General features: G+C 68.2%; 30 protein-coding genes. 14 read left to right on the top strand and 16 right to left on the bottom strand.

The features are described from left to right. The first annotated feature begins 42 nt into the window (after positions 1-42). Positions 43-438, top strand: a complete 396-nt coding sequence (locus tag E0H50_RS20585; RefSeq protein ID WP_238151099.1) for a Fur family transcriptional regulator — start codon at positions 43-45, stop codon at positions 436-438. Here the strand turns inward: E0H50_RS20585 and E0H50_RS20580 are convergent. Then, positions 435-1,091: a hemerythrin domain-containing protein gene (locus E0H50_RS20580; RefSeq protein WP_131290916.1), complete on the bottom strand. Its 657-nt coding sequence runs from the start codon at positions 1,089-1,091 to the stop codon at positions 435-437. The two genes, E0H50_RS20585 and E0H50_RS20580, sit on opposite strands and share 4 nt — an antisense overlap. 60 nt (positions 1,092-1,151) lie before the next feature. Between E0H50_RS20580 and E0H50_RS20575 the strand changes: the two genes are divergently transcribed. The 4 genes from E0H50_RS20575 to E0H50_RS20560 all read left to right on the top strand — a co-directional run bounded on the left by E0H50_RS20575 (position 1,152) and on the right by E0H50_RS20560 (position 3,889). Further along, complete coding sequence (locus E0H50_RS20575; protein ID WP_165547223.1) at positions 1,152-1,778, top strand: TetR/AcrR family transcriptional regulator; 627 nt, start codon at positions 1,152-1,154, stop codon at positions 1,776-1,778. 56 nt (positions 1,779-1,834) lie between these two features. After that, on the top strand, positions 1,835-2,275 hold the full coding sequence (locus E0H50_RS20570; RefSeq protein ID WP_131290912.1) for a MerR family transcriptional regulator: 441 nt from the start codon (positions 1,835-1,837) through the stop codon (positions 2,273-2,275). A 63-nt stretch (positions 2,276-2,338) separates the two neighbouring features. After that, positions 2,339-3,313: an aldo/keto reductase gene (locus tag E0H50_RS20565; protein WP_202868233.1), complete on the top strand. Its 975-nt coding sequence runs from the start codon at positions 2,339-2,341 to the stop codon at positions 3,311-3,313. An 81-nt stretch (positions 3,314-3,394) separates the two neighbouring features. Then, positions 3,395-3,889 (top strand): GNAT family N-acetyltransferase, encoded by a 495-nt coding sequence (locus E0H50_RS20560; RefSeq protein ID WP_131290908.1) that lies wholly within the window; start codon positions 3,395-3,397, stop codon positions 3,887-3,889. 97 nt (positions 3,890-3,986) lie between these two features. Here the strand turns inward: E0H50_RS20560 and E0H50_RS20555 are convergent, their stop codons facing one another. Beyond that, on the bottom strand, positions 3,987-5,081 hold the full coding sequence (locus tag E0H50_RS20555) for an S-(hydroxymethyl)mycothiol dehydrogenase (protein ID WP_131290906.1): 1,095 nt from the start codon (positions 5,079-5,081) through the stop codon (positions 3,987-3,989). A gap of 134 nt (positions 5,082-5,215) precedes the next feature. On the opposite strand from E0H50_RS20555, the gene E0H50_RS20550 reads away from it, so the two are divergent. From E0H50_RS20550 to E0H50_RS20535, 4 genes are all read left to right on the top strand, one after another. Next, the gene (locus E0H50_RS20550) at positions 5,216-6,130 is read left to right on the top strand and encodes an ABC transporter ATP-binding protein (protein ID WP_131290904.1); all 915 of its coding nucleotides are present in this window, start codon (positions 5,216-5,218) and stop codon (positions 6,128-6,130) included. Then, entirely contained in the window at positions 6,130-6,942 is an 813-nt protein-coding gene (locus tag E0H50_RS20545) for an ABC transporter permease (protein ID WP_131290903.1), read from the top strand. The genes E0H50_RS20550 and E0H50_RS20545 overlap by 1 nt, the downstream gene beginning before the upstream one ends. A gap of 146 nt (positions 6,943-7,088) precedes the next feature. Continuing rightward, the gene (locus E0H50_RS20540; RefSeq protein WP_238151098.1) at positions 7,089-8,270 is read left to right on the top strand and encodes a sensor histidine kinase; all 1,182 of its coding nucleotides are present in this window, start codon (positions 7,089-7,091) and stop codon (positions 8,268-8,270) included. After that, positions 8,267-8,908, top strand: a complete 642-nt coding sequence (locus E0H50_RS20535) for a response regulator (RefSeq protein WP_131290899.1) — start codon at positions 8,267-8,269, stop codon at positions 8,906-8,908. The genes E0H50_RS20540 and E0H50_RS20535 overlap by 4 nt, the downstream gene beginning before the upstream one ends. A gap of 50 nt (positions 8,909-8,958) precedes the next feature. Here E0H50_RS20535 and E0H50_RS20530 read toward each other — a convergent pair whose 3' ends face one another. The 3 genes from E0H50_RS20530 to E0H50_RS20520 form a co-directional block, all read right to left on the bottom strand. Then, positions 8,959-9,867, bottom strand: a complete 909-nt coding sequence (locus E0H50_RS20530) for a hypothetical protein (RefSeq protein ID WP_131290897.1) — start codon at positions 9,865-9,867, stop codon at positions 8,959-8,961. Further along, positions 9,867-10,055, bottom strand: coding sequence for a hypothetical protein (locus E0H50_RS20525; protein WP_131290895.1), 189 nt, complete (start codon positions 10,053-10,055; stop codon positions 9,867-9,869). Before E0H50_RS20525 ends, E0H50_RS20530 begins: the two co-directional genes overlap by 1 nt. 78 nt (positions 10,056-10,133) lie before the next feature. After that, complete coding sequence (locus E0H50_RS20520) at positions 10,134-10,991, bottom strand: isoprenyl transferase (protein ID WP_202868232.1); 858 nt, start codon at positions 10,989-10,991, stop codon at positions 10,134-10,136. Between the two features lie 375 nt (positions 10,992-11,366). Here E0H50_RS20520 and E0H50_RS20515 point away from each other — a divergent pair, with 375 nt between their 5' ends. The 4 genes from E0H50_RS20515 to E0H50_RS20500 all read left to right on the top strand — a co-directional run bounded on the left by E0H50_RS20515 (position 11,367) and on the right by E0H50_RS20500 (position 14,382). Further along, positions 11,367-11,771 carry a hypothetical protein gene (locus E0H50_RS20515; protein WP_131290893.1) on the top strand — a complete coding sequence of 135 codons (405 nt, stop codon included), beginning with the start codon at positions 11,367-11,369 and terminating at the stop codon, positions 11,769-11,771. Between the two features lie 173 nt (positions 11,772-11,944). Continuing rightward, positions 11,945-12,766 carry a hypothetical protein gene (locus tag E0H50_RS20510; protein ID WP_131290891.1) on the top strand — a complete coding sequence of 274 codons (822 nt, stop codon included), beginning with the start codon at positions 11,945-11,947 and terminating at the stop codon, positions 12,764-12,766. A 237-nt stretch (positions 12,767-13,003) separates the two neighbouring features. Next, the gene (locus E0H50_RS20505) at positions 13,004-13,615 is read left to right on the top strand and encodes a hypothetical protein (RefSeq protein WP_131290889.1); all 612 of its coding nucleotides are present in this window, start codon (positions 13,004-13,006) and stop codon (positions 13,613-13,615) included. 383 nt (positions 13,616-13,998) lie between these two features. Then, a complete protein-coding gene (locus E0H50_RS20500) occupies positions 13,999-14,382 on the top strand; it encodes a hypothetical protein (protein ID WP_131290887.1) in 384 nt (127 codons plus the stop codon). A gap of 709 nt (positions 14,383-15,091) precedes the next feature. Here E0H50_RS20500 and recO read toward each other — a convergent pair. Genes recO through E0H50_RS20485 form a run of 3 tightly spaced genes read right to left on the bottom strand, consistent with a single transcriptional unit; the run spans position 15,092 to position 17,685 of the window. Next, the gene (gene recO / locus E0H50_RS20495; RefSeq protein WP_131290885.1) at positions 15,092-15,844 is read right to left on the bottom strand and encodes a DNA repair protein RecO; all 753 of its coding nucleotides are present in this window, start codon (positions 15,842-15,844) and stop codon (positions 15,092-15,094) included. 12 nt (positions 15,845-15,856) lie between these two features. Further along, positions 15,857-16,699: an SDR family oxidoreductase gene (locus E0H50_RS20490; protein WP_131290883.1), complete on the bottom strand. Its 843-nt coding sequence runs from the start codon at positions 16,697-16,699 to the stop codon at positions 15,857-15,859. Next, positions 16,696-17,685: an aldo/keto reductase gene (locus tag E0H50_RS20485; protein ID WP_131290881.1), complete on the bottom strand. Its 990-nt coding sequence runs from the start codon at positions 17,683-17,685 to the stop codon at positions 16,696-16,698. The genes E0H50_RS20490 and E0H50_RS20485 overlap by 4 nt, the downstream gene beginning before the upstream one ends. 229 nt (positions 17,686-17,914) lie before the next feature. On the opposite strand from E0H50_RS20485, the gene E0H50_RS20480 reads away from it, so the two are divergent. Beyond that, positions 17,915-18,562 (top strand): ABC transporter ATP-binding protein, encoded by a 648-nt coding sequence (locus E0H50_RS20480; protein WP_131290879.1) that lies wholly within the window; start codon positions 17,915-17,917, stop codon positions 18,560-18,562. On the opposite strand, the gene E0H50_RS20475 is transcribed toward E0H50_RS20480, so the two are convergent. The 8 genes from E0H50_RS20475 to E0H50_RS20440 all read right to left on the bottom strand — a co-directional run bounded on the left by E0H50_RS20475 (position 18,521) and on the right by E0H50_RS20440 (position 26,642). Then, positions 18,521-18,805: an SAV_915 family protein gene (locus tag E0H50_RS20475; protein WP_131290877.1), complete on the bottom strand. Its 285-nt coding sequence runs from the start codon at positions 18,803-18,805 to the stop codon at positions 18,521-18,523. The two genes, E0H50_RS20480 and E0H50_RS20475, sit on opposite strands and share 42 nt — an antisense overlap. 63 nt (positions 18,806-18,868) lie before the next feature. Beyond that, entirely contained in the window at positions 18,869-20,320 is a 1,452-nt protein-coding gene (locus E0H50_RS20470) for a bifunctional GNAT family N-acetyltransferase/NUDIX hydrolase (protein WP_131290875.1), read from the bottom strand. Between the two features lie 42 nt (positions 20,321-20,362). Further along, complete coding sequence (locus tag E0H50_RS20465) at positions 20,363-22,228, bottom strand: ABC transporter substrate-binding protein (protein WP_131290873.1); 1,866 nt, start codon at positions 22,226-22,228, stop codon at positions 20,363-20,365. A 61-nt stretch (positions 22,229-22,289) separates the two neighbouring features. Continuing rightward, a complete protein-coding gene (locus E0H50_RS20460) occupies positions 22,290-22,496 on the bottom strand; it encodes a hypothetical protein (RefSeq protein ID WP_131290871.1) in 207 nt (68 codons plus the stop codon). After that, on the bottom strand, positions 22,496-23,557 hold the full coding sequence (locus tag E0H50_RS20455; protein ID WP_131290869.1) for an ABC transporter ATP-binding protein: 1,062 nt from the start codon (positions 23,555-23,557) through the stop codon (positions 22,496-22,498). The genes E0H50_RS20460 and E0H50_RS20455 overlap by 1 nt, the downstream gene beginning before the upstream one ends. Further along, complete coding sequence (locus E0H50_RS20450; RefSeq protein WP_131290867.1) at positions 23,554-24,633, bottom strand: ABC transporter ATP-binding protein; 1,080 nt, start codon at positions 24,631-24,633, stop codon at positions 23,554-23,556. Before E0H50_RS20450 ends, E0H50_RS20455 begins: the two co-directional genes overlap by 4 nt. 5 nt (positions 24,634-24,638) lie before the next feature. Further along, entirely contained in the window at positions 24,639-25,535 is an 897-nt protein-coding gene (locus E0H50_RS20445) for an ABC transporter permease (RefSeq protein ID WP_131290865.1), read from the bottom strand. A 6-nt stretch (positions 25,536-25,541) separates the two neighbouring features. Beyond that, complete coding sequence (locus E0H50_RS20440; protein WP_202868231.1) at positions 25,542-26,642, bottom strand: ABC transporter permease; 1,101 nt, start codon at positions 26,640-26,642, stop codon at positions 25,542-25,544. Positions 26,643-26,698 lie beyond the last annotated feature (56 nt).

The following is a 26,698-nucleotide window of genomic DNA, read 5'->3' as shown; positions in this document are numbered from 1 at the left end:
CTTCTGAGAGACTGGAGAGCGGTAGAGATGACAGGAGGAACGGTGGCTATCGGAACACGCTCGACCCGTCAACGCGCGGCGGTCGCGCTCGCGCTCGACAAGATCGACGACTTCCGGACCGCCCAGGAGATCCACCAGGAGCTTCGGTCCGCCGGTGAGGCCGTCGGCCTGACCACTGTCTACCGCACCCTGCAGGCGCTCGCGGACTCGCGCGAGGTCGACGTACTGCGCACCGCCGACGGCGAAACGGCGTACCGGCGCTGCTCGAAGGGCCACCACCACCACCTGGTCTGCCGCAACTGCGGCCGCACCGTCGAGGTCGAGGGACCGGCCGTGGAACGCTGGGCCGACAAGGTCGCGGCCGAACACGGCTACGCCGACATCAGCCACACCCTGGAAATCTTCGGCACCTGCGCGGTCTGCCAGCAGACCGCCTAACCGGTGGCCGACTTGATGAACCGCTGGTAGCGGCGCTTCCCGACCAGCCACCAGATACCCCGGACGGGTGCGGGTAGGTCGGCCAGCATCCGGGCGGCCTCCTCGGGGCGGGCGGTTGCGAGCAGTTCACCCATCGCCGTGAACCGCTGGCTCGGCTTGAACTTGCTGAACGCCTTCTGCCCCAGCTGATCCCACTCGGCCTGGGTGACGTGCGTCGCGATCAGCGGCACGACGTCACGCTCCTCCTCCCCCAGGTGCTCGACAAGCCGCACAGACACGAGCTCCAGCGCCGCACCGAGCGGCTCCGCACCGGCAGCGGTCGGCGTCGTACGCCAGGCGGTCAGCGCGCTGCGGGCCGCATCCACGGCATCGTGGATCGCGGCGTGCTGCTGCTCCATCCGGCGGATCAGCGCCGCCGACAGCTGGGCGCGCTCAAGCAGCGCCGGCCAGAGCACCTCGTCCTCAGTCGAGTGGTGCGCGTGCAGACCGTCGAGCTGGAAGTCGACGTACGCCGCTACCGCCGCGGCCCGCGATTCGGCTCCAGGGGACAGCACATGCACCCGCGCCTGCTCGAACCCCCGCCGGATGACCCGGTGGATCAGTGCCATCTCCCACGGATCGGATGCCTTCACAGAACCGATCGGCGTCGCCATCTCCGCCCCCCTTTCACTAGTGACTGCCACTAGTGAATGACTACTGCTAGCGTGGGACGGGTGGGGAAGCCTGTCAAGACGCCGAAGCACACCCGTCGCGAGCAGGCGGCGGCGACCCGGGACCGGGTGATCCGCGCCGCGATCGAGGTGTTCGCCGAGGCCGGGTACGTCGGCGCGCGGATGACCGATATCGCCGGCCGCGCCGGTGTCGCCGTACAGACCGTGTACTTCGTCTTCCACACCAAGGGCGAACTCCTGCAGGCCTGCTTCGATCACGCCATCCTCGGCCCCGATGGGCTTCCGCCTCTGCAGCAACCCTTCATCGCCGAGATCTCCGTGGCGGAGTCCGGCCGGGACGCGCTCGCCGCCTTCGTGCGCGGCAACACCGCGATCCTCAGCCGAGCCGCGGTGATCAAGGAGGTCGCCGAGTCGGCGCCGCACGAGCCCGATGCGGCGGCCGTGGTCGAACGCAGCGAGCGACGGCGACGCGACGGCCTGGGCCAGGTGGTCGATCAGATCGCCGAGCGCTGGGGACTGCGGCCGGGTCTGGACGCGACCGACGCGACCGACCTGCTCCTGATGCTGTCCACGTCCGGCCCGTTCCTCGAGTTACGCCGCTACGGCTGGAGCGAAGCGAAGTACGCGGAATGGCTGACCGACACCCTCACCCGGGAGTTGCTCGGCTGACTGTGGCGTAGATCACCTTTGCCTTTGAGTGCGCTCTAAGGCATACGGTCGTGGACATGAACGCGACCGAATTGCTCGTCCAGGCGCCGATCGATCGGGAGCTGCTGTGCCTGCTCGAGCTGCCGGAGGATCTTCCCGAGCAGCTGTCGATCGCCGAGGCCTCCGAGCTCACCGGGCTCACGGCACACACCCTGCGGTACTACGAGCGCATCGGGCTGCTCGACGTACGCCGGGACTCCGCCGGGTACCGCAGCTACGACCGGCGGGCGATGGCGCGGATCGTGTTCATCAGCAGGCTGCGTGCCTCCGGGATGCCGATCGGCACGATCAGCCACTACCTGGAACTGGTGCTCGAAGGCGACCACACCGAACCCCAGCGGCTCGCCCTGATGCAGGAGCACCGTGACCGGATCCAGCGGCAGCTGCGCGATCTGCAGCTCGCCCTCGCGGTGACCGACTACAAGATCACCGTGTACGGCGGCACTGCCGCCCCGTAACAACTCAGCCGACCCGTTTCGCACGTTCGGCCGGCGGAGCTATGCCTTCTGATGGGAGAAATCATGAAACTGGGTAGCCAAGGCGCCGAGGTCAGTCGGCTCGGACTCGGCTGTATGGGGATGAGCTTCGCGTACGGCGCGGCCGACGACAACGAGTCGACCGCGACGCTGCACCGGGCGCTCGACCTCGGCATCACGTTCCTGGACACCGCCGACATGTACGGGTTCGGCGCCAACGAGGAGCTCGTCGGCCGGACCATCGCCGAGCGCCGCGACGAGGTGTTCCTCGCGACGAAGTTCGGCATCACCGGCGACCCGCGGAGATCCGAGGAGCGCGGGATCAACGGGTCGCCCGATTACGTCCGGTCCGCGATCGACGCGTCGCTCGGACGGCTCGGCGTCGACCACGTGGACCTGTACTACCAGCACCGGATGGATCCCGGCGTACCCGTCGAGGAGACGGTCGGGGCGATGGCGTCGCTGGTGGAGGCCGGGAAGGTGCGGTACCTCGGGCTGTCCGAGGCGTCGGCGGAGACCATCCGGCGGGCGCACGCCGTGCACCCGATCACCGCGGTGCAGTCCGAGTGGTCGCTGTTCAGCCGGGACATCGAGGAGTCGGTGCTGCAGACCTGCCGCGAGCTCGGGATCGGCATCGTGCCGTACTCGCCGCTCGGGCGCGGCATGCTCACCGGCGCCCTGCCCACAGACCTCCCGGCCGACGACTTCCGCCGTACCCTCCCCCGCTTCTCCGGCGACAACCTGGACGCGAACCTCGCACTGGTCGAGGAGATCCGCGCGGTGGCCGTGCGGTACGACGCGACACCCGGGCAGGTCGCACTGGCCTGGGTACTTGCGCAGGGCAACGACGTCGCCCCGATCCCGGGGACGAAGCGGCGCAAGTACCTGGAGGAGAACTTCGCGGCGCTCGACGTCGCGCTGTCCGCCGAGGACGTCGAGTCACTGTCGAAGCTGACACCGGTCGGCAACCGCTACGCGGACATGAGGTGGGTCGCCGGGCAGACCGCAGCACAGGACTGATAAACTGACCGCAGTAAGCCTTCCGTACCGGACTCTTCCGGCGGGAGGCTTTCTGCGTTCTGAATCAATCTGAGGAGAACCGTGTCTGATCTCGTGGTGCGCCGTGTCCAGGCAACCGACCGACCGTTGATGGAGCGGCTGTGGCTGATGTTCCGCCACGACATGTCCGAGTTCCAGGGCCAGCTCCCGCGGCCCGACGGCAGCTACCGCACCGAGTGGCTGGAGAAGGTTCTCACCGGCGACCCGGAGTGGGCCGGGTACGTGATCTCGCTGGGCGAGAACCCGGTCGGCTTCTGCTTCATGCGAGCGCTGCAGCAGCCCGTGCACGTGCTGAACGCGTTCTTCATGGTGCGTCCGGTACGGCGCGGCGGGCACGGACTGCGCGCGGTCCAGGAAGTGCTGTCGCATCACCCCGGACCGTGCGAGGTCGCGTTCCAGGGCAACAACGAGAAGGCGGTCAGGTTCTGGCAGCGGGTCGCGACCGAGATCTCCGGCGACGTGTGGACCCAGGAAGCCAGGCCGATCGCCGGTAGGCCGGACGCGACTCCTGACCTGTGGATCTCATTCCAGGTCTAGGGGGTGTCTGATGGCAGGCCGAGGAACGGAGCCACGGATCCGTCGGAAACGGTTGCAGCCAGGGCACGTCGGGCGACGGCTCGAGGTCGTCCACGTCTTAGAAGACGACCACCGAACGCAGGACGTCCCCGTGATGCATCTTCGTGAACGCGTCCTCGACCTCGTCCAGCGCGATCGTCTCGGACACGAAACGGTCCAGCGGCAGGCGGCCCTGCAGGTGCAGGTCGATCAGCAGCGGGAAGTCGCGGCTCGGCAGGCAGTCGCCGTACCAGCTCGACTTCAGGGAACCGCCGCGGCCGAAGAAGTCCAGGAGCGGCATGTCGAGGCGCATGTCCGGCGTCGGTACGCCGACCAGCACCACGGTGCCGGCCAGATCGCGCGCGTAGAACGCCTGCTTCCACGTCTCCGGTCGGCCGACCGCGTCGATCACCACATCGGCGCCGAACCCGCCGGTCAGTTCCTGCACCGCCGCGACGACCCCGTCGTGGTCGAGCCCCTTCGCGTTGATCGTGTGGGTCGCGCCGAGCTCCTGCGCGGTGCCGAGCTTGCGCTCGTCGAGGTCGATGGCGATCACCTTCGCCGCTCCCGCGAGGCGGGCGCCGACCACAGCCGCCGTACCGACGCCGCCCGAGCCGATCACGGCGACCGTGTCCCCGCGACCGACGTTGCCCGTGTTGAGCGCGGCGCCGAGACCGGCCATCACGCCACAGCCGAGCAGGCCCGCGACCTCCGCCTTGGCGGCCGGGTCCACCTTCGTGCACTGGCCGGCCGCGACCAGGGTCTTTTCCGCGAAAGCTCCGATACCGAGCGCGGGGCTCAGCTCGGTGCCGTCCTTCAGAGTCATCTTCTGCTGGGCGTTGTGCGTGTTGAAGCAGTACCAGGGGCGACCGCGCAGGCAGGCGCGGCAGTTGCCGCAGACAGCCCGCCAGTTCAGTACGACGAAGTCACCCGGCTGTACGTCGGTCACGCCGTCGCCGACCGCCTCCACGATCCCCGCGGCCTCATGCCCCAGCAGGAACGGGAACTCGTCGTTGATCCCGCCCTCGCGATAGTGCAGATCCGTGTGGCAGACCCCGCACGCCTGCACCTTCACGACCGCTTCCCCGGGACCCGGGTCCGGGATCGTGATCTCCTCGATCGACACCGGCGCACCCTTACGCGCCGCCACCACTCCACGCACCGTCTGAGCCATTCCCCGAACCTAACCGCCCGACCCCGTCCACGTCAGCCTTCCCGGCGTGTAATCCCTCTGTCCACCGGTCGGGGGACAGAGAGTCCGTCGGCCGGTGCTCACCGGGGACGGTCGCCGGACGCGAGAGTTGAGACATGGAGAACGACAACGCAGTGAGGGTCCGCGGTCTGGTCAAGCGGTACCCGGACAAGGTCGCGGTCGACGGTGTCGATCTGGACATTCACCGGGGCGAGGTGTTCGCCCTGCTCGGCCCGAACGGGGCCGGTAAAACGACGACCACGGAGATTCTGGAGGGGTATCGCCGGGCCGACGAGGGAGAGGTCAGCGTGCTGGGCACCGACCCGGCCCATGGCGACCGCAGGTGGCGCAGCCGCCTCGGGATCGTGCTGCAGACCTCGCGCGACGAGGCCGAGTCGACAGTCCTCGAACTCGTCAGCCACTACGCCGGCTACTACCCCAACCCGCGCGATCCGGACGAGGTGATCGCCGCGGTCGGGCTCGACGAGAAGCGCAAGACCCGGCCGCGCAAACTGTCCGGCGGCCAGCGCCGCCGGCTCGACGTGGCGCTCGGCGTGATCGGCCACCCGGAGCTGCTGTTCCTGGACGAACCGACGACCGGGTTCGACCCCGAGGCGCGCCGGCAGTTCTGGACCCTGATCGAGAACCTGCGGACCAGCGGTACGACGATCCTGCTGACCACGCACTACCTGGACGAGGCCGAACACCTCGCCGACCGGGTCGGGGTGATCGCCGACGGCCGGATGATCGAGATCGGTACGCCGGAGACGCTCGGCGGCCGCAACGCCCGGACGGCACGGGTCTCCTGGACCGACGCCGACGGGCCGCGCGAACTGCGTACCGACCGGCCGACGGCCGAGATCGCGGCGCTGATGCAGCGCTTCGACGGCGAAGTACCCGAGCTCGAGGTCCGCCGCCCGAGCCTGGAAGACATCTACCTGGACCTGATCGGCAAGGCCAACACGGCCAACACCGCCAACACCGCCGACACCGCCGACGCCGCTGTCTCGATCGAAGCTGGAGCCCTCTGATGGCCGACGCCAAGCCCCTGCCGTCCACCCTCTCGGTGGGTCTGGCCCGGACCAAGCTCGAGGTCCGCGAGTTCTTCCGCGAGAAGGAGGCGCTGATCTTCACGTTCTTCTTCCCGATCATCTTCCTCGGCATCTTCTCCGCCGTCTTCGGCAGCACCGACTTCAACGGCGTCAACGCCGCCACCTACTTCACCCCCGGAATGATCGCCTCCGGCATCTTCCTGAGCAGCTTCCAGTCGCTCGCGATCAGCATCGCGCTGGAGCGCGACGAGGGCCTGCTCAAGCGGCTCCGCGGTACGCCGATGCCGCCGCAGTCGTACTTCATCGGCAAGATCGGCCAGGTCCTGGTCACCTCGATCGCGCAGTTCGCGCTGCTGCTGGCGATCGCCGGGCTGCTGCTCGGCGTGGACATCCCGAGCGAACCGTCGAAGTGGCTGCACTTCGCCTGGATCTTCATCCTCGGCGCGGCCTCCGGGTCCGTACTGGGGATCGCGTTCAGCGTCGTACCGAAGTCCGGCAAGGCCGCGTCGGCGGTGATCACGCCGGTCGTCCTCCTGCTGCAGTTCATGTCGGGTGTGTACTTCGTCTACAGCAGCCTTCCCGGCTGGATGCGGGACGTCGCCTCGATCTTCCCGCTCAAATGGCTCGCCCAGGGGATGCGGTCGGTGTTCCTGCCGGACGGGTTCCAGGTCAACGAGCCGGGCGGTTCCTGGCAGCTCGGCACCGGCGCGATCGTCCTCACCGTCTGGCTGATCGTCGGCCTGTTCCTCGCCCAGCGCGTGTTCCGCTGGACCCGCCGGGACGCCGGCTGATGAACCAGCTCACCGGTACGGCGTCCTCGCTTCCGGAGCGGCGTCGTACTGAGCTGGCACCGGCATGGACCGGTCCTCGTGTGTGGATCCGGTTGTGGAGGAAGATGGGGTCCGTGCAGAGCTCTCGCGGTGGCGCCGGACAGCCCGTGTGGACACGGACGCTGATCGGTTGGCACATCGTGTTCTGGGTGCTGCTCGGGATGACGCTGGCCTTGTCGTTCCTGGGCCATCTCGGAGCGGTGCGACAGGCGCTGTTCGCCGGTACGGTCGTGGTTCTCGGGGCGGCGTACCAGTTCATCGGGCTACGTGCGATCCGGTCCCGGCGGGCGCTCCCGTCGTACGCCTATCGGCTGGTGCTGATCGCCTGCCTGATGGTGCTGATCGGGATCTATCCGCAGTCGGTGTTCCTGATGTTCATCGCGTCGGCGCAGATGTGGCTGCTGTGCGAGGACATCCGCGAAGGGGTCGGGCTCAGCCTGCTGCTCGTGCTCGGCGTCGGTACGGCGCAGTTGTGGAGCGCCGGGTGGGGCTGGGACGCGTTCTGGAGCATCCTGCCGTGGATGCTGGTCAGTCTCGTGGTCAGCCTGCTGTTCGGGATCTGGATCGAGAAGGTGATCACCCAGAGCCAGCAGCGCGCCGAACTGATCGAGCAGCTCGAGTCGGCGCGCGACGAGCTCGCCGAGGCGCACCACAGCGCCGGGGTGATGGCTGAGCGGGAGCGGATGGCGCGGGAGATCCACGACACGCTCGCGCAGGGGATGACTTCGATCGTGATGCTCGCACAGGCGGCGTCTGCTGAGCTTTCGCGTGGTGGGGTTGACGGAGCTGGGGCTCGGTTGGCGGCGATCGAGGACACCGCCCGGGAGAACCTGGCCGAGGCGCGGGCGCTGGTTGCCGCGTTCACCCCGGTTGCGTTGTCGGAGGCAACATTGACCGAGGTACTGCGCCGGCAGGCGGAGCGGTTCGCGGCCGAAACCGGTGTCGACGTACAGGTCTCGCTGGACCTGCCCGACGACGAGGTCGCGGCGCTTCCTCAGGCGCAGCAGGTGGTGTTGTTGCGGTCGGCGCAGGAGGCGCTGGCGAACGTACGCAAGCACGCGGCGGCCACGCAGGTGCTGATCACGCTGGGGTTGTCGGACGGCCGGGTGTGGATCGAGATCCGCGACGACGGCACCGGCTTCACGCCGGGGTCGGTGTCGGGCGGGTTCGGGTTGAGCGCCATGCGCGGGCGGGTCGAGGAGTCCGGCGGCACCGTCGAGGTGGAGAGTACGCCGGGGCGCGGCACCCGGGTCCAGGTCCTGATTCCGGCTGTCCAGGAGGATGTGTGATTCGGGTTCTGGTGGTCGACGATCACCCGGTGGTGCGCTCAGGACTGAGCGGGATGCTGTCGGTCACCGACGACATCTCCGTCGTCGGTGAGGCAGGCGACGGTGCGGAGGCCCTCGCGCTGGTCGAGTCGACGGGGCCTGACGTCGTACTGATGGATCTGCGGATGCCGCGAATGGACGGGGTCGCGGCGACCGGGGCGATCGTGTCCTCGTACCCGTCGACGCGCGTGCTGGTGCTGACGACTTACGACACGGACACGGAGATCCTGCACGCGGTCGAGGCCGGTGCTGCCGGGTACCTGTTGAAGGACACGCCGCACGCCGACCTGCTCAACGGGATCCGGGCCGCTGCCCGCGGTGAGACCGTGCTCGCCCCGCCGGTCGCGGCGCGGCTCATGTCGCGCCTTCGTACGCCGGCCGCTCCCGCCGCCGCACAACCCTCGCCCCGCGAACTCGAGGTCCTCGCCGCCGTCGCCCGCGGCCTCAGCAACGCCGAGATCGGCCGCGAACTCTTCATCGGCGAGGCCACCGTCAAAACCCACCTCCAACGCCTCTTCACCAAACTGGACGTCGACGACCGGACCCGCGCCGTGACTGTCGCGATCGAACGCGGTCTACTCCCGTCACCTGGCCGCTGAAATTCGCCGGCCGCGCCCGCCGAGCCGCGCCGGGCTTCAGCGCTGGTCGCTCACGTCCTCTCCGTGCTGCGCCAGCTTCGGCGCTCCTGGTTGCCGTCCGACAGCCGCTGCGCCAGCCACGCGTCCTGGGCGCCGTCTCCGGACTCCGTCGCAAGGTCCCCGGTCTGCGCGTGCCCAGCCGGCGGGTTCATTCCGGCCCGCATCGCGTCAGCCAGTTCGGCCTGCTTGTGGCTGTAGTCCGCGTCCTGGTGGACGCCCGGCATCGCGTCCGCGAGGTCTTTACGCACCGTTCCCAGACCGTCCCCGGTCTCCTTCACCCCGCCCCGCAGCGACTCGCCGGTCTTCGTGATCGCCTTGGAAAGCGCGTTCCTGTCGACGCTCATGCCGGCGCGGCCGAACCTCACGGCGGCGTCCTTGGCGTCCTCGAGATGGTTGTTTGCCGTCTGCAGCCCGTCGTCCGCGTTCTCGGTGAGGGTCCGCAGATGCATCACCCTGGTGCGCAACTCGTTCGCCGTGGCGCGGGACTCGGGAAAGGTGCCGAGCGTGTCGACATGGCTGAGCGCCTCGTCGAGCTCCCTCCCACTCCGTTGGAGATCGTGCCGGAAGTCGGCCAGCTGTTCCTGGGCGGCGTCGGTCCGCCGCGCGAAGCCCTGCCCTTCCTCCTGCGCGTTGGAAAACGACCGCTCTACGTCGATCCGGGCCTCGCTCGCGCTCTCGATGTCGCTCGGATCCTGCGTACGCTCCGCGAGCCGGCGCCGCACCTCGGCCTCGAACTCCGCGTCCTGGAGCGGCTCGGCCGCATCCGTGAGCGCGTCGACGTCCTGCAGCCTGTAGTCCAGCGTCCGGCCGAAGTTCTCGTCGCTGAGCGCGTCGACCGAGTAGTCGAGCGTGTAGCGGGCGCGATTCATGATCTGCGCGACCCGGTCGGTCAGCTCCGCGATCTCGTTCTCGTTCGCCATCAGTGCTCGTCCCTCGTCCCGGGCTGCGAACCCTGCTGTGACCCTTGCTGCGACCCTGCTGCCAGGCGATCGTCCTCGGCCAGACCGGCGCGCAACTGCTCGGCCACCCTCCGGACCTGCTCCTGCGCGGCGCGTAGCTCCCGCTCCACGATCTGCTGGGGGGTCTCGTCCGTCGGCTGGTCCTGCACGCTGCATCACCCGTTCATGTCGTTGACATCTGCAACGAGACTAGACGTTGCGAGGTCGAATCCCGTTCCGTGCCTTGCTCAGCCGAGCGGGGGCTCGGTGTCCACGCGTACCTCGTTCGGGATCGCGCCGCCGTACCGCCGGTCGCGCTGCGCGTAGATCTCGATCGCCCGCCACAGGTCCCGCCGGTCGAAGTCCGGCCAGAGCGTGTCCAGGAACACCATCTCGGCGTACGCGAGCTGCCAGACCAGGAAGTTGCTCGTCCGCTGCTCCCCGGACGACCGGACGAACAAATCGACCTCGGGGATGTCAGGCGCATAAAGATGCCGGGCGATCGTCTTCTCGGTGATCCGGTCCGGCTTCAGCTTGCCCGCGGCAACTTCCGCCGCGATCGACCGCATCGCGTCGGCGATCTCCGCCTGCCCGCCGTAGTTCACGCAGAACTGCAAGGTGATGGTGTCGTTGTGCTTGGTCCGCTCCTGCGCGTACTCCAGCTCGTCGATCACGCTCTTCCACAACCGCGGCCGCCGCCCGGACCACACCACCCGGACCCCCATCGCGTCCAACTCGTCACGCCGCCGATGGATCACCTCACGGTTGAACCCCATCAGGAACCGCACCTCTTCGGGCGACCGGGCCCAGTTCTCGGTCGAGAACGCGTACGCCGAGATGTACTTCACCCCGATCTCGATCCCGCCCTTGATCACGTCCAGCAACGAGGCCTCACCGGCCTTGTGCCCCTCGGTCCGGGCCAGCCCCCGCTGCTTGGCCCACCGCCCGTTCCCGTCCATCACGATCGCCACATGCCGCGGCACCAGTTCCTTCGGCACCCCCGGCACCGTCGCCCCCGAAGGATGCGGCTCCGGCGCCACCACCACCTTCTCCCGCTCCCCCCGCCCCACAATCCCCCGACCCCGACGACGACCAATAGGCGACATACCCCGCAGTCTCCCACCCACCCCCGCACCCCCAGTCCCCACCCGCTCCACCACCCCCAAACCACCCTCTGCAACAACCTGCAACCTGTGGACAACCCACCCCGCCGAACACCCTCCGTATGCCACCCTTACACCAACAGCACCCAAGAACGGAGCCCCCACCACATGCCCCGCCGACCGGCCCTCGCCACCGCCACAGCAGCTCTCTGCGCCCTCGCAGCGCTCACCGCATGCCAAGGCTCCCCCGAGGCAGGCCGGCCCAACACCGCCCCGACCACAGCCTCGCCGACCCCCAGCCCGACACCTTCCGCGCCGTCCACACCAACACGGCCCACGGCGGAGCAGGCTGCCATCACGGCTGCGAAGGCACGCTTTGTGGCGGCATCGGTGGCCTCCGACACGGCACTCAACAACCCTCCCGCGGCGACCGAGGCCAAGCTGTTGCAGGCGGGTCTCGGCGGCAACTGGCTCGTCCAGGTGTTGGGAAGCCTCCAGTTCAACCAGGACCGTGGCTGGTACCAGGACGGCAAGGTCAAGATCGAGTCGATGTCCGTCCTCTCGGTCAAGACGACGGGTGAGCAGCCCGAGGTATACCTCAGCGTCTGCCAGGACGCGTCCAAGGTCTCACTCCGATACCTCGCAACCCGCAAGCCCGTACCTGTCGGCCCAGGGACTGATGGCCGAAGCAAGGTCAAGGCAAAACTGGTCTTCGCACCCCCAGTTGGTCAGACCAAGAAGATGTGGTTCCTCGTCGATCAGCAGGACGCCGGAGCATGCTGAAATCCGCGCTGCGGCCGGTTGCCACTCTCCTGATCGGCGCCTTGATTCTGACCACCCATGTCGTTGCAGCGACAGCCTCGGCCGTAGACAAGAAACTGCCGCCCAGGCCGGAGGGCGACTACGTTCCGTTCTGTCTGCCAAAAGGGCCTTGCTGGTGGGTCCTACGCTCCACGATGAACCTTCCGCAGGAGAAGACGAAGCCTGGAAAGAAGCCCGCCAAGTCGGTCACCCGGACGCCGGAGAAGATCTGCATGGACGGCGGAGCCTCGCGGGCGTGTACGTCGAGGCTCGGTAACTGGTCGAACGGACAGCAGTGCTACCTGCGCCGACTCCAACCGCAGCCTGCATACACCGACCCCGCATGGCAGGGACACACCGATGGCGCGATCTGGACCTGTGTCAGAGAACAGGGCACACGCTTCGTCACCCGGTGGATTTGGTTGCCGGGTACGCCCGACACCGTCGTGGTCGACCCGGTGACACTGGTCTATGAGGCAATCGGCGAGATGCGCCTGGGTCCGCCGCAGATCAAGACCGCTCCAGGCGCCGGGCAGATCGGATTGGTGAACATGCCGGTCTGGTTGTGGGTGACCAAGACGGAGAACACCTGGGGACCGATCGTTCGGAGTGCGAGTGTGCCGGGCTTGACTGTGACGGTGACAGCCCAGGTGAAGGCGATCAACTGGGCGATGGGGGACGGTAAGACGGTTCGATGTGAAGGGCCTGGGACGCCGTATGACGCGTCGATGGGGGTGGCGGGGTCGCCTACCTGTGGGCATCGGTATGTGAAGACTTCGGAGAAGTTGCCGAACTGCAAGTATCCGGTGACTGCGGTTGCGCAGTGGGATGTCACCTGGGAGAGCACGTTGGGTGACAGCGGGCAGATCGCGATGACGCAACAGGCCACCACCCAACTCCGGATCGGACAGGCGGTCCCAGTTCTCGTTGATCCGAATGGCGGCGAGGCCACCGCGCCCAGCACGGCCGGCTGCTGACCGACCGCCCCGTCGGACTAAGCGGCCTGACACCTGCCCGGTCGTCGAGTCGTGAGATTCGGCGTCCAACTGGAGCCGAGATCCACGACTCGCGGGTCCTAGCGCTGACCAATCGCCACGACTCGGCGGGACTGCCGGGCGGATCCGCTCCAGCCCGCGCTGCTTGGCCCGCCCACCCTGCCGAACGCCGTCCGTAGGCCCTAACACCAACAGCACCCAAGAACGGAGCCCCACCACATGCCCCGCCGACCGCTACTCGCCGCCGCAGCCACGCTCAGCACCCTCACCCTGCTGACCGCCTGCAACGGCTCCCCCGAAGCCGGCCGGCCCAACACAACCCCCACCACAACGTCTCCCACCCCGACCCCGACCCCGGCCGCGCCATCCAAACCGACGTGGAGCCCGCAGGAACAGGCGGCGATCACCGCTGCGAAGGCGCGCTACATCACGGCACGAGCTGCTATTGACACTGCGCTCAACAATCCGCCGGCCGCGTCCGAAGAGAAGCTGCTGCGGGCCGGTACTGGTGGCAAGTGGCTCACCCAGGTGCTGATTGACGTGCAGTTCAACCTGGACCGCGGCTGGTACTCCGACGGAAGAGCCAGCTTGAGCGGAGTCTCCGTGGCATCGGTCAAGCTCAAGTTGGAGCAGCCGGAGGTGCGTCTGAATGCCTGCCTGGACACCTCGAAGATTTCCTTGCGTTACCAGGCAACCCGCAAGCCTGTCCCCGGTTTTCCCGCAAACGGACGTCGCCACAAGGTCCAGGCCCAGGTTGTGTACGCGCCGCGCGTCGGCCAATCCGCCAAGAATTGGTTCCTGATCGATGAGAAGGACCTCGGGTCATGCTGAGGTGTCTCGCCCTGCTCGCGGCGACGACCCTCGCGCTGATCTCGACGCATCATGTTCGTCGTCCTCCTATCCGGGGGCGCCGAGTCGTGTGATTCGGCGGCCGAACAGAGCCTGAAACCACGACTCGCGGCTCCAAGCCCCAACCAATCGCCACGACTCGACGTACCACTTGCTCCCTCCCACGCGGAGGTGCAACAAGGTGCTAGCGGGACGCTCGGTGGGGTTGTGGATAAGTTCCGCGGGGTGGGGGGTCTAGGCAATAGATTCGGGGTATGACGACGTGGGCTTCGGTTGAGGCGGTTCGGGGGGATTTGGTGGGGGTGCTGGCTCGGTTTCGGGCTGGTGGGTGGGCGTTCAGTTTTGGGGACGGGGGTCCTGAGGCGGTGATGCTCACGTATGACGAGTTCGAGGATCTTGGTGGGGAAGGCAAGTTCGTCGTCGCGGACCAGGTGATTGAGCCGGCTGTGTTGGCGCAGCAGTTGGCTCAGGTTGTGGAGGCTGTGCGGGCCGGGACCGGTGCTCCGGTGGTTTGGGGTGCGGACGGGGAGCCGGAGGCGGTGGTGATGTCGACGACGCAGTACCGCGACCTGCGCGGTGATGACCACCCGCCGGCCGGAGTCGTTGACGACCCCACAGTGCGCCGGTACGCGACCGAGCCACTCCCCGGCAGCCGCCCCCTGGACCTGGACGAATGGGCTGCTCGGATGGGGCCCGAGACACAGGAGCTGCTGGAGGAACTGCGGCGTGAGGACCGAGAGGAGTCGTGAACCTCGGGGTCGGGTACCGGTTGGTGGCGGGGCCTGATTTCGATCTCGACTATCGCCGGATCGATGCCGCAGCGAGCAGGGATCCCTCCGGCTCTGAGGCCGCGCTTCGACGTCAGGTGGTTCGGGCAATGCTCGACCTCGCGGCCGGCAAGTCCGACGGGCATCACGTGCTGAGCTACGCACCGGGGAAAGGCGATCTGCGCGACTGCGTGACCGCGTACCTCCGGGTGGATCCTCAACGTCCGGCGGATTACCGACTGGTGTTCCGGGAGCTCGGACCAACAGCTCCTGGCGAGTTTGCACGGCGGGAGTTGTTGGCAATCAAGCCGCGCCGTGGGCAGAACAACATCTACGCGCATGTCTGTGCTCGGCTGCACCGCCATCCGAACGATCGGCAACCCGGCCTTGACCGGTTCGACGGGTGGCGCGAGTTCAGTGGTGGCCTCGCGACTAGGCAAGCCGAGTTGGATGCGAAGCGTGCGATCGCTCATGCATGGGATGGGCAGCAGCCGCTGCGTTCCTCGCGACCTCTCCTCGTCGGAGCGCCGCCCAGGGCGTCGAGCCCCTCTCAGGGCCGCGAGTCAGTTGGTATCGAGGCATCCGCGTCCGAGCCGACCGGACATCCGGCTGCTCCTCTGCTCACGCCGCCGGGGAGTCAGCGTCCGAGGAGCCTGCGGCCATCGCCGACTGGGTGGCCGGGGCGTGGGGGTTAGCCGGCTAGGTGGGGGTTGGGGGTTAGGTCTAGGTGGGGTAGGGAGCGGAGTTGGTTTTCTTGGTGGTAGGTGAAGAAGGCGGCTATCAGGCCGGTGGATTCTCGGCGGGTTCGGGGGTCTGCTTGGAGGGCGGTGGGCCAGTCTCCGGTGAGGAGGGCGGCGAGGTGGGTGACGGTGGCCAGGGCGGGCATGGCTGAGGCGGGTGGGCGGCAGGTGGTGCAGACCATGCCGCCGGCGGCGGGGTTGAAGGCGCGGTGGGGGCCTGGTTCGCCGCAGCGGGCGCAGTCGTCGAAGGACGGGGCGTAGCCGGAGATCGCCAAGGACCTCAGCAAGAAGGAGTCCAGGACCAGGGCGGGTTCGCGTTCGCCGGTGGACAGGACGCGGAGGGCGCCGGCCAGGAGCAGGTGCTGCTGGGTGGCGGGTTCCTTCTCCTCGACGACGAGGCGGTCGGCGGTCTCGAGCAGGACGGTGCCGGTGGTGTACCGCGCATAGTCCCCCACGATTCCCTCACCGTACGCCGCGATCGACTCGGCCTGCGTGACTACATCCAATGTCCGCCCGGTGGCGAGCTGCAGGTCGACGTGGCTGAACGGCTCGAGCCGGGCGCCGAAGCGTGACGACGTCCGCCGGACGCCCTTGGCGACCGCGCGGACCTTGCCGTTGGCGCGGGTCAGCAGCGTGGCGATCCGGTCCGCCTCACCCAGTTTCTGGGTGCGCAGCACGATCGCCTGATCCCGGTAGAGCGGCACGACGTCAGTGTCTCACCCGCGACCGACATACTCCTCGAGGCCGATCGGCGGCCGCCCGGTGATGTCGGCGACAGCGGTCGAGACGTGTCCCATCTCGCCGCTGGCGATGGCCGCGTACGACGTGACCCACCCGGCCACCTCCCACGGGGCCGCACCGTAGGACTCGCGGGACCGGTAGGCCTCGTCGAGCGTCTCGGCCTCGTACCGCACCTTGCGGCCCCAGGCCTCGGTCAGCACCGCCGCCGCCTCGGCGAGGGTGAACGCCGACGGGCCGGTGAGGTCATAGGTAGCACCCGAGTACTCATCAGCACCCGAGGAGCCGGAGGCGGTGCGGAGGACCGAAGCGGCGACGGACGCCACGTCGTCGCGGGCGACCGCGGCGACCCGCCCGTCCCCCGCCGGCCCGCGGATCACGTCGTCCGACCCCACGAACCCGGGCACGAAGTCGAGGTACAGATTGTCGCGCAGGAACGTGAAGTCGACCCCGGTCGACCGGATGTGCTCCTCGGTGTGCCAGTGGTCCCGCGCGAACGTGAACGTCGCACCAGGCGCCGCCCCGACGAACGAGGTGTAGACGATCCGCCGCACACCAGCAGCCACCGCCGCGTCGACCGTTGCCTTGTGCAACGCCACCCGGTCCGCCGACTCCGTTGCGCTCAGCAACATCAGTACGTCGACGCCGTCCAGCGCCGACAGCAGCGCCGCGTGCTCGCCGTACGCCGCCTGCGCGACCGAGGCACCCGGCACCGACGGAGCCCGCGCCGGGTCCCGCACGATCAGCCGCAGCGGTACGCCGGTCAGCCGCGCGACGATCCGGGATCCGAGCTGTCCGGTCGAACCGGTGACGCCGATCACTTGCCCACCAGGTCCATCCCGCCCTGACCGTACCGCTGCCCGGACACCGCGTCCGGCGGGAACGCCTCGTCCAGCGCCGCCAGCTCGTCAGCGGTCAACGTGACGTCCAGCGCGCCGAGGTTCTCCCGCAAGTACGTCCGCCGCTTCGTCCCCGGGATCGGCGCCACGTCATTGCCCTGCGCAAGCAACCACGCGAGCGCCAACTGGCCGGGCGTCACGCCCTTCGAGGCGGCCAGCGACTGTACCTGCGCGACCAGGTCCAGGTTCCGCTGGAAGTTCTCGCCCTGGAACCGCGGCAACCCGCGCCGCATGTCGTCCTCAGGGAAATCCTCCGGAGACTTGATCTGCCCGGTGAGGAACCCGCGCCCGAGCGGGCTGAACGGGACGAACCCGACCCCGAGCTCGCGCAGCGTCGGCAGCACGACGGTCTCCGGGTCCCGCGTCCACAACGACCACTCGCTCTGGACGGCGGTGATCGGGTGTACGGCGTGCGCCGCCCGCACCGTCTCACCGTTGACCTCGGACAGCCCGAGGTACCGCACCTTGCCCGCCTCGACCGCGGCGGCCATCGCCCCGACGGTCTCCTCGATGGGCACCTGCGGGTCGCGCCGGTGTAGGTACCACAGGTCGATGTGGTCGACGCCCAGCCGGCGCAGCGAGGCGTCCAGGGCTTGAGCGACGTACGCCGGGGAGCCGTCGACGACTGTCGGCACCGCCGAGGCCGAGGCCGGGCGTTTGAAGCCGAACTTCGTCGCGAGCACGACCTGGTCGCGGCGGCCGGCCAGCCCGCGGCCGACGAGCTCCTCGTTCTCGCCGTCGCCGTACACGTCGGCGGTGTCGATGAAGGTGCAGCCCGCGTCGATGGCCGCGTGCAGCGTCGCGATGGACTCGGAGTCGTCGGCGCGGACGCCGTACGACTGGGACATCCCCATGCAGCCGAGGCCGAGGGCCGAGACGGTCAGGTCACCGAGCTGGGATTCACGCATGCCCCGAACCTACCGCCGCTGCGTGTTCCACGGCGCAAAGGGCCCGGGATTCCTGTCTGGACAACATTAGTGTGACATTTTTCCGCCACCCGGTCCGGCGACCGCAACATTCCGTACATTCGGCGAGCGACACGAGGCTGGGGGTGAAATGTTCGTGGCAGGACGGCTACAGCGCGCAACTGGTCACCACCGGCAACGGCAAGATCCAGTTCACCCCCGTGGAGCAAGAATGATCAGACTCAGCCAGGTGACGGTCCGCTACGGCGACCTGACCGCGGTGTCGGACGTGTCGTTCACCGTCCCGCCCGGGTTCGTGCTCGCGGTCAGCGGCCCGTCCGGCGCCGGGAAGAGTTCGTTGCTGTGGGCGATCGCCGGTGCGGTCCCGGTGGCGAAGGGGCAGGTCGAGGTCGACGGTCTGGTGATCAAGGACCGGCCGGCCGCCGCGGCGCACGGCATCGTCCTGATCCCGCAGGGCAACGGGCTCGCACGGGTACTGACCGCGCGCGAGAACCTGTCGTTCCCCTTGCGAGCCGAACAGAATCCGGCCGGCGACGTCGACCGAAGGATCGACGAGGCACTCGCGGGCGTCGGGTTGGCGGAGAGCGGGGACCACCTGGTCGAGGAGCTGTCCGGTGGCGAGCAGCAGCGCGTCGCGGTGGCGCGCGGGATCGCCCAGCAGGGCCGGGTGATCCTCGCCGACGAGTCCACCAGCGAGCTCGACAGCAGCAACCGCGAACGCGTCCTCGAACTCCTGCACGACCAGGCCCGCCGCGGCGCCGCCGTCGTGATCGCGACCCACGACCCGAACGTCGCCGACAGCGCCGACGGCCACGCGCTAATGGACGAGGGCAGGCTCAGCTGGGTACGCCGGCTGTAGATCAACCAGCACGGGGTCGAGCTGGATCCTCGTCACACCGAGCGGCGCCAGCGTCTCGCGCAACGCCTCCTCGGTCAGGCGCATCCATTCCTGCCGGCCTCCGGACGCGATGCGGAGGTTCGCCAGGCTGGTGAACGCGATGCCGACCCGGCGGCCGTCGGGCAGCCGCCCGATCCGGGGCGCGGCGATGTCGCCGATGGAGTGCACGGGAACGAACCAGTCAGTGGTATGCCGAGGCTTCACATCTCGAAGCTAGGCGTTCTCGGTGCCCGGAACTCCTTTTCTCGCAGGGTTCGCACACGTCTCTCACAGGCCGAGCGGGGTTGTCGGCGGTCCGCTCGCCAGTGCCTGGCGCAGCAGGTCCGGCAGGTTGCGAGGAGCGAACCGCCCACCGTGATCGGCGAGCTCGGCGAGCGTCCACCACCGCAGCTCGTGGACGTTCTCGGCCCGAAGTTCCTCGGCGGTCATCGAGCCGGCCGGTTCGAACTGGTCCGTGCGGATCAGGAAGTAGTCGTTGAGGACTCCGTCGTACCCGGTGGCGTGGCCCTCGGCAACTGCTTCCTCGTGCCACAGGTGCGGTGGGTCGGCGAAGTCCCGCAAGCCGACCTCCTCGACGAGCTCGCGCCGCAGACCCTCGACCACGGTTTCGCCGGCTTCGAGGCCGCCGCCGGGTGTCGCCCACAGCGGCCCGTCGTCGAACTCGAAGCGCACCAGCAGGATGCGGTCGTCCGGATCGACGATCACGCCGCGCGCCGCCGGGCGAAGGCTGGGCAGCCGGAGTTCCAGTTCGCGGTGCTGCTCGACCGCGCGGAAGCCGAAGCGGGCGTTGACCTTGCGCATCGGGGCGTTGGTAAGCGCCGTCCACGTGTGCAGATAGCGCTGCGTCGTACGGTGCTTGGCCAGTTGCTCGAGATTCGCCAGCTTCAGATGGGTCCCGAGGTTGTGGCCGCGGTGCTCACGCAGTACCAGGGTGTCGTCCTGCTGAGCATTCTCGACGTCCCCGCGCGACAGGTAGATCAGCGAGTACCCGGCCGGTTCGCCCGCTTCCGTGTGCGCCATCGTCACCAGGGCGAGGTGCGTCCGGTCGATGCGGACCTCGCTCGCCTCCAGTTTCTCGACCGTCCACGGCACCACCTCGCGCGTCATGCCGCCGGTCGGGACGTCCAGGTCCATCGCGGTGTGCAGATCGGCGTACGCCTGCTGATGCTCCGGCGGACACAGCCCCGCCCAGGAGGTCAGCCGGTACCCGTCCGGTCGCCCCGCCGTTGAGCGCAGTTCCTCCAGGCGCAGGTCGTCGTACGGCAGCGGTACGACGAGGTGCTCCTCGACGTGCTCGAGCTGGAACCCGAGCCGGTCCGCGAACACCGCACCGGGTGCCGGATCGGCGGGTACGGCGACCTCGGTCTGGACGATCGTCCTGCCCAGCTGGGCCGACCGGGTCACGGCCCACTGCCACAGCGCCGTCCCGATCCCGCGCCGCCGGTGCGCCGGCGGGACGTCGATCTCGACCTCGACCGAGTCGAGGTTGTCGGTCAGCCGGTACTCGAACAGCATCGTGCCGAGCACCCGGTCGTCCTCGAACGCGCCGACCGGGATCCGCTGCTTCAAGGGCCCCGGATTCCGCAGCGAGAACCCGAGCGCCTCGCGGGCGCCCACCAACGGGGCCTCCCGCCCGGCCACCGCGCCGGCGCGGTGGGCGTCGTACCACTCGTCGAACAGGGCCAGGTCGGCCGGGTCGATCTCGCGAATGCTGATCACCCGGCCGACCCAACCAAACAATCGGGTCAGAACGCCAATCGTTTAGACCGGCGCGACCTTGCCCGAGTACATGCCCATGATCACGAAGTTGTCCGCGTACGGCGCGTTCTTCAGGATCGGGTCGTCGTCGGCCGGGAACTTCGCCACCCGGGTGCCCTCGAGCGCCGGGTTGTTACCGTAGCGCTCCCAGAGCGGGATGATCGGCAGCAGTTCGTTGAACGCCATCGCCGCGGCGGTGATGTTCTTCTTCTGCTCGTCGACGTTCAGGCCCTGCGCCGACTTGTCCACCACGTCCTTGAGGTCGATCGGACCGGCCGAGGTGGTCTGCTTGAGCGGGAAGTTCATGCCCTTGCCGCCGGAGTTCGCCGCGATCACGTAGTTGAACGTGTACAGGTCCTGGACGAACGCGAAGTACGGGTGCGGGTGGCTCGACGCGCCCCAGCCCTGGATCGCGATGTCGAACTTGCCCGCGAGTACGTCGGGGTTCAGCTGGGTGAAGGTGATACCCCGCTTGGTGATGTTGAACCCGAACTTGTTCAGCTGATCGGCCGCGTTGGTGGCGGCCGGGTTCCAGTCGGCGAACTCGGTCGGGAACTTGATGTCGTAGGCGGCCGGCTTGCCGTTCGGCAGCATCCACTTGCCGCCGGTCTTCTTCCATCCGGCCTCGGTCAGCAGCGACGTGGCCTTGGCCTCGTCCTTCTCGTACGGCTGCAGCTTCTTCTGGTCGGCGTCCGACACCCAGTCGGGGACGAGGATGTCGGAGAAGCCGGCCATGAACTTGCACGGCTTGCCGGAGTCGCCGAGGGCGACGGTGCCGTTCTCGTTGCGGTCCAGGACGTAGGCGATCGCCTGCCGGACCTTCGCGTCGGCCAGCTCCGGGTGCGCGGTGTAGTTGAAGACCAGCGACGGACCCGAGTACACCGGCGGCCGGAGGATCCGGAAACCGCTGCCCAGCAGGGTCTTCTCGGTGGCCACCGCGAAACCGTGGGTGGCGTAGTCGACATCCTTGTTCAGCACGACCGGGGAGATGTCGGACGTCTCACCGTTGTACAGCACGACCTTGGTGAAGCCGATCTTGTCGGCGAACAGGCCCTTGTCGTTCTTGACCAGCGACATCTGCGCGTTGGTCATGCTCTTCACGTCGAAGTTGAACGGACCCGAGACCGGCGCGTTCTCCGGACGGAACTTCTGGAAGTCTCCGTTCAGCTGCTTGCCCTCGGCGCTGTCCAGGCTGGTCTTGGCCTTGCGCATGGTCTCGGCCTTGGTCGCCCACTCGCCGTAGACCGAGTCGGGCAGGATGCCGGCGCGGAGGATGTAGCGCTCCAGCACGGTGGACGGCGTACCGATGGTGAAGACCACCGTGGTGTCGTCCTTGGCGCTGATGTCGGACAGGAACGTCCACTCCTGCTGGCGCAGCAGCCAGCGCAGGTTGAACGTCGACACGACGTCCTTCGCGGTCACCGGCTTGTCGTCGCTCCACTTCAGGCCGGAGCGCAGCTTCAGGGTGTAGGTCTTGTTCGCCTCGTCCAGGGCCCCGGACTCGGCCATCATCCATTCCCACTTCTTGTCGGCCCAGTAGTACATGCCGGCGCTCGGGTAGATGAGGTCGAAGTACGGGCTGTTGCTGGCCTGGATGCCGTCGGTGACGCCGGCGATCAGGTTGAAGTGACCCTTGGGCGGCAACTGGTACGGGTACGCCCCGTGGAACTCCTTGTTACCGGACTTGCCGCTGTCACCCCCGCTGGCGTTCGGCTTGCTCGGCGAGCACGCGGCCGCGGATCCGATGCCGGCCACGCCGACACCGGCGATACCGAAGATCTGGAGCACATGCCGGCGGGAAATCGCGTTGGTCTCGGCGCTCGCGCCCAGACCGTTGGTGCCGGAATCGTTGGTGCCGGTGGGACTCATCCTTCGTCCTTTCTGGACTGACCGCACGCCCATGCGGGTCAGTTACTACTTACTGGTGGGACTAACTACCGCCCTCGCGTTTTTCCCGGCGCCGGGTCAGGACGACCCCGACGACGACCACCAGGCCCAGTAGCAGGCCCAAACACAAGGTGAACAAGGTGACGACGAACTCCGGGGTGCCCGGCGTCAGTGTGAGTAGCAGGACTCCGCCGGCCAGCACCAGGAACGCTGCCCAGCTGAGCGCCACTCGGCCCATCTGAGACGACATCAGGCCCCCGGCCCATCCGGATGTCCTCCTTCACCGACACCGGGTACGCCGTCGCGCGCGACCACGTGGCACGCGGCCGACTGGCCGGATCGGATCGTGGTGAGCTCCGGGATCGCCCCGTCGCACAGCCCGTCCTCGAACTGCGGGCAGCGCGGGTGGAACGAGCACCCGGACGGCAGGTGCGCCAGGCTCGGAATCTCCAGGCTGCGCAGGGACTCGCGGCCCTTGGTCTTGGTCAGGTCCGGGTCCGGCTCGGGGATCGCGTCGATCAGCGCCCGGGTGTACGGATGCGTCGGCGCGTTGATGATCTTCGGCGTCGGCCCGAACTCGACGATCCGGCCGAGGTACATCACCGCGGTCTTCCCGCGCCAGCCGAAGTACTTCGCGATCGCCAGGTCGTGGGTGATGAACAGGAACCCGACGCCGAGGTCGTCGCGCAGCCGGCCGAGCATCGCGAGCACGCTGATCCGGATCGACACGTCCAGCATCGAGGTGGACTCGTCGGCGATGATCAGCTTCGGGTCCAGCGTCAGCGCCCGGGCGACGGCGACCCGCTGCCGCTGACCGCCGGACAGCTGGTGCGGGTACTTCGACAGGTAGTTCTCGGGCGGGGTCAGGTCGACCTTGGTGAGGAGCTCCGCGGCGCGCTCGGCAGCTTCCTTCTTGCTCTTCACCACTCCGTGCTTGAACAGCGGGGCGGTGATCGTCTGCTGGATCGTCCGCGTCGGGTTGAGCGAGGCGTACGGGTCCTGGTGGACGTACTGCACGCTGCGCCGGAAGGTGGTGAAGTCGTTGCGCTTCAATGACCAGATGTCGGTGCCGTCGAAGGCCACCTGGCCGCTGGTCGGCCGGGCGAGACCCGCCGCCATCCGGGCCGCCGTGGTCTTCCCGGAGCCACTCTCGCCGACCAGGCAGAGCACTTCACCGGGGTTGATCGACAGGTCGATGTTGTCGACGGCGCGGATCGGGCCGGCCTTGGTGTCGAACACCTGGCTGACGCCGCCCAGCGTCATCAACGGCGTGCCGCCCGCAGCCTCGGGGGACTTCTCCAGCGCGCTCATGAGGCGGTCCCCATTTCGTCCTGCACCCGTCGTTCGAGGTGCACGTCCTTCCAATGGATGCAGGCCGCCTCGTGCGCGTCACCCGGCTCGTCGGTGATCGGGATCAGCGGCGGGTCGGCCTCCTTGCACTCGTCGGTCGCGAACTTGCAGCGCGGGCTGAACGTGCAGCCCTTCGGCAGCGACGCGAGGCTCGGCGGGCCGCCCGGGATCGACTCCATGTCGGGCAGGTCGCCGACGATCGGCGGCACGGCCTTGATCAGCCCGAGCGTGTACGGGTGCCGCGGCTTGTAGAACATGTCCCGGACGCCGCCGGTCTCGATGATGCGTCCGGCGTACATGGTGGCGACCCGGTCCGCGAGCTCGGCGGCCAGCGACAGGTCGTGGGAGATGAAGATCATCGAGAACCCGAGCCGCTCGCGCACCTCGTGCAGGACGTCGACGACGGACCGCTGGGTGAGGATGTCGAGCGCGGTGGTCGGCTCGTCGAGGATCAGGACCTCGGGTTCGAGCAGCAGGCTCATCGCGATCAGCACGCGCTGCCGCATCCCGCCGGACAACTCGTGCGGGTAGCTGTCCATCACCCGCGACGGCTCGAGCCGCACGAGCCTCAGCAGCTCGCCGGCCCGGTCCTCGATCTCCTGCTTGGACGCCTTGGTGTGCGCGCGCATCGTGTCGTGCATGTGCGCGCGGATCTTGAGCACCGGGTTGAACGCGTTCATCGCGCCCTGGAACACCATCGCGGCGTCCCGCCAGCGGAACTGCCGCAGGTCCCGGCCGTCCAGGCCGAGGACGTCGATCTCGGTGCCGTCGCCGCGGTTGAAGGTCACTTGGCCGCTGGCGTGCCCGAGCCGCGGCAGCAATCGCAGCAGGCCGAGCCCGAACGTCGTCTTGCCGCAGCCGCTCTCGCCGACGAGCGCGAGGCTCTCGCCCGGGAACAGGTCGAGGTCGACGCCGCGGACCGCCTGCACGGTCGTCCCGGAACCGGTCCGGTACTCGACCTTGAAGTCGCGGATGGACAGCAGTGGCTTGCCCTGGCCGCCGCGCGTCGCGCGGTCACTCGCAGAGGTTGTCGTCATCGCGCTCACCGGTCCCGGAGCCGCGGGTTGAGGATCTCTTCGAGGGATCTCGTCATCATCACCAGTCCGAGCAGCAGCAGGACGATCGCGAGGATCGGGCTGAGGATCCAGGCCAGGCTCGCGTCGTTGAAGATGGCGCCGGCGATCCAGGCGCGGTTGAGCATGATGCCCCAGTTGGCCCCGCTCAGCGGCGCGAGCCCGAGCAGGTAGAGACCGACCAGCTGGTAGATCGCGTTCGTCACGCCGATCATGAAGTTCATCAGGATGAAGCTGGCCATGTTCGGCAGGATCTCGACGAACACCACCCGGATCGTGCCGAGGTCGAGCAGCCGGGCGGCCTCGACGAACTCGCGTTCCTTCAGCGAGAACACCTGGGCCCGCACCGCCCGGGTCAGCACCGGCCAGGACAGGCCGCCGACCAGGAGTGCGAGCAGCAGCGGCGAGTCGAGTTTGAAGAACGCGCCCATGACGGCGAGCAGGACGATCTGCGGGACGGTCAGGAACACGTCGGCCAGCGTGACGACGACCGAGTCGACCCAGCCGCCGAGGTACGCCGCCAGCGATCCGAGCACGATCGCCAGCGCGGTCGAGATCGCCGCGGCGATGAAGCCGACGAAGATCACCGTCCGGCCGCCGCCGATCATCTGGATCAGGACGTCCTTGCCCTCGTTGTCGGTGCCGAGCAGGTGCCCGGGCGAGCCGGCCGGGAGCAGGATCTCCTTGACGTTCGGTGTCACGTCCGGGAGGAAGAACGGCACGATCGCGGTGATCAGCACCATCAGCGCCACGATGATGAAGCCGATGAACCCGGCGGGGCTACGGCGCAGCGAACTCAGAATGCCGGCGAACCGGGAGACGCCGGTCGTGCCGACCGCCGACACGGGGATTGTTGCGTCAGCCATCTCGCGTCACCCCTTGCCCTGGCCGCCGACCCGGATCCGCGGATCCAGTCGGCTGTAGAGAACGTCGGCCAGCAGGTTGGCGGCGACCACCGAGATCGTCACGACCAGGAAGATCCCCTGCAGCACCGGGTAGTCGCGGCCGTTGACCGCGTTGAACAGGCTGAAGCCGATGCCCTGGTAGCCGAAGATCTTCTCCACGAAGATCGAGCCGCCGACCACGAACCCGAGTGACACCGCGAGCTGGCTGAACAGGGGCAGTACGGCGTTGCGCCCGACGTACCCGGACCGGATCCGGTTGTCCGACAGGCCGCGCGCCCGGGCGACCGTCACGTAGTCCTCGCCGAGCGTCTCCACCGTGGACGACTTCATCACCAGCGCCCAGGAGCCGACCGTGGTCAGCGCGTAGGCGAGGATCGGCAGGAACGCGTGGTAGAAGATGTCGTTCAGGAAGCTCAGGCTGAACGACGGTTCCACGCCGGGCGTGTACGAGCCGCGGGCCTCGGTGAGGTTGAACAGCTGCAGCTTCACGCCGAGGAAGACCACGATCAGGATCGCCAGGATGTAGTTCGGGATCGCGTGCAGCAGCGAGCCGATCGAGGTCAGCAGGTGGTCGATCCAGCTCTCCCGGCGGTAGGCCATGATCATGCCGGCCACGATGCCGATGATGAAGCTGAAGACCGTCGCGACACCGACCGAGAACAGCGTCCAGGGCAGGTAGGTCTTGATCACGTCCGCGACCGTGGTGCCGGGCGACAGCACCGAGTTGCCGAAGTCGCCGTGCAGCAGGTTGACCATGTAGGTCGCGTACTGCGAGATCACCGGGGCGTCGGGGTCGAGCGAGAACAGGTTCTTCGCCTGTGCGGCCGCCGCCTCGTAGGAGATACCGGTCTGCGCGATCTGCGTCTGGATATAGGTGTCGACCGGGTTACCGGGCAACAGCCTGACCAGGAAGAACGTGCCGGTGGTGACGATGAAGACCGTCAGGACCGCCTTGAAGAGTCTTCGGACCAGCCAGGCGTTGACGAAACGCCGAGCAGCCGAGGGTCTCGGTTCGACGACCGGTCCTTCGATCAGCTTCGTCGCGGACGTGTCGACCGCACCACTCACTGCTCACCTCCACGCGACTACCAGGGAAAGTCGGTGGCGCAGACCCTGATCAGCTC

The sequence above is a fragment of the Kribbella sindirgiensis genome, assembly GCF_004331435.1.
GTDB classification, from domain to species: domain Bacteria; phylum Actinomycetota; class Actinomycetes; order Propionibacteriales; family Kribbellaceae; genus Kribbella; species Kribbella sindirgiensis.
The sequence above is the reverse complement of the archived record's forward strand: the minus strand, read 5'-3'. Positions and strand labels throughout refer to the sequence as shown.

Bases quoted from the DNA above. Each gene is read 5' to 3' on its own strand.
- E0H50_RS20455 (WP_131290869.1), bottom strand. From the start codon at position 23,557: ATGAGCGCGCTGGAGAAGTCCCCCGAGGCTGCGGGCGGCACGCCGTTG.
- E0H50_RS20510 (WP_131290891.1), top strand. From the start codon at position 11,945: ATGAACCTTCCGCAGGAGAAGACGAAGCCTGGAAAGAAGCCCGCCAAG.
- E0H50_RS20505 (WP_131290889.1), top strand. From the start codon at position 13,004: ATGCCCCGCCGACCGCTACTCGCCGCCGCAGCCACGCTCAGCACCCTC.
- E0H50_RS20550 (WP_131290904.1), top strand. From the start codon at position 5,216: ATGGAGAACGACAACGCAGTGAGGGTCCGCGGTCTGGTCAAGCGGTAC.
- E0H50_RS20555 (WP_131290906.1), bottom strand. From the start codon at position 5,081: ATGGCTCAGACGGTGCGTGGAGTGGTGGCGGCGCGTAAGGGTGCGCCG.
- E0H50_RS20480 (WP_131290879.1), top strand. From the start codon at position 17,915: ATGATCAGACTCAGCCAGGTGACGGTCCGCTACGGCGACCTGACCGCG.
- E0H50_RS20545 (WP_131290903.1), top strand. From the start codon at position 6,130: ATGGCCGACGCCAAGCCCCTGCCGTCCACCCTCTCGGTGGGTCTGGCC.
- E0H50_RS20465 (WP_131290873.1), bottom strand. From the start codon at position 22,228: ATGAGTCCCACCGGCACCAACGATTCCGGCACCAACGGTCTGGGCGCG.
- E0H50_RS20485 (WP_131290881.1), bottom strand. From the start codon at position 17,685: ATGCGTGAATCCCAGCTCGGTGACCTGACCGTCTCGGCCCTCGGCCTC.
- E0H50_RS20445 (WP_131290865.1), bottom strand. From the start codon at position 25,535: ATGGCTGACGCAACAATCCCCGTGTCGGCGGTCGGCACGACCGGCGTC.
- E0H50_RS20520 (WP_202868232.1), bottom strand. From the start codon at position 10,991: ATGTCGCCTATTGGTCGTCGTCGGGGTCGGGGGATTGTGGGGCGGGGG.
- E0H50_RS20460 (WP_131290871.1), bottom strand. From the start codon at position 22,496: ATGTCGTCTCAGATGGGCCGAGTGGCGCTCAGCTGGGCAGCGTTCCTG.
- E0H50_RS20570 (WP_131290912.1), top strand. From the start codon at position 1,835: ATGAACGCGACCGAATTGCTCGTCCAGGCGCCGATCGATCGGGAGCTG.
- E0H50_RS20530 (WP_131290897.1), bottom strand. From the start codon at position 9,867: ATGGCGAACGAGAACGAGATCGCGGAGCTGACCGACCGGGTCGCGCAG.
- E0H50_RS20580 (WP_131290916.1), bottom strand. From the start codon at position 1,091: ATGGCGACGCCGATCGGTTCTGTGAAGGCATCCGATCCGTGGGAGATG.
- E0H50_RS20450 (WP_131290867.1), bottom strand. From the start codon at position 24,633: ATGACGACAACCTCTGCGAGTGACCGCGCGACGCGCGGCGGCCAGGGC.
- E0H50_RS20565 (WP_202868233.1), top strand. From the start codon at position 2,339: ATGAAACTGGGTAGCCAAGGCGCCGAGGTCAGTCGGCTCGGACTCGGC.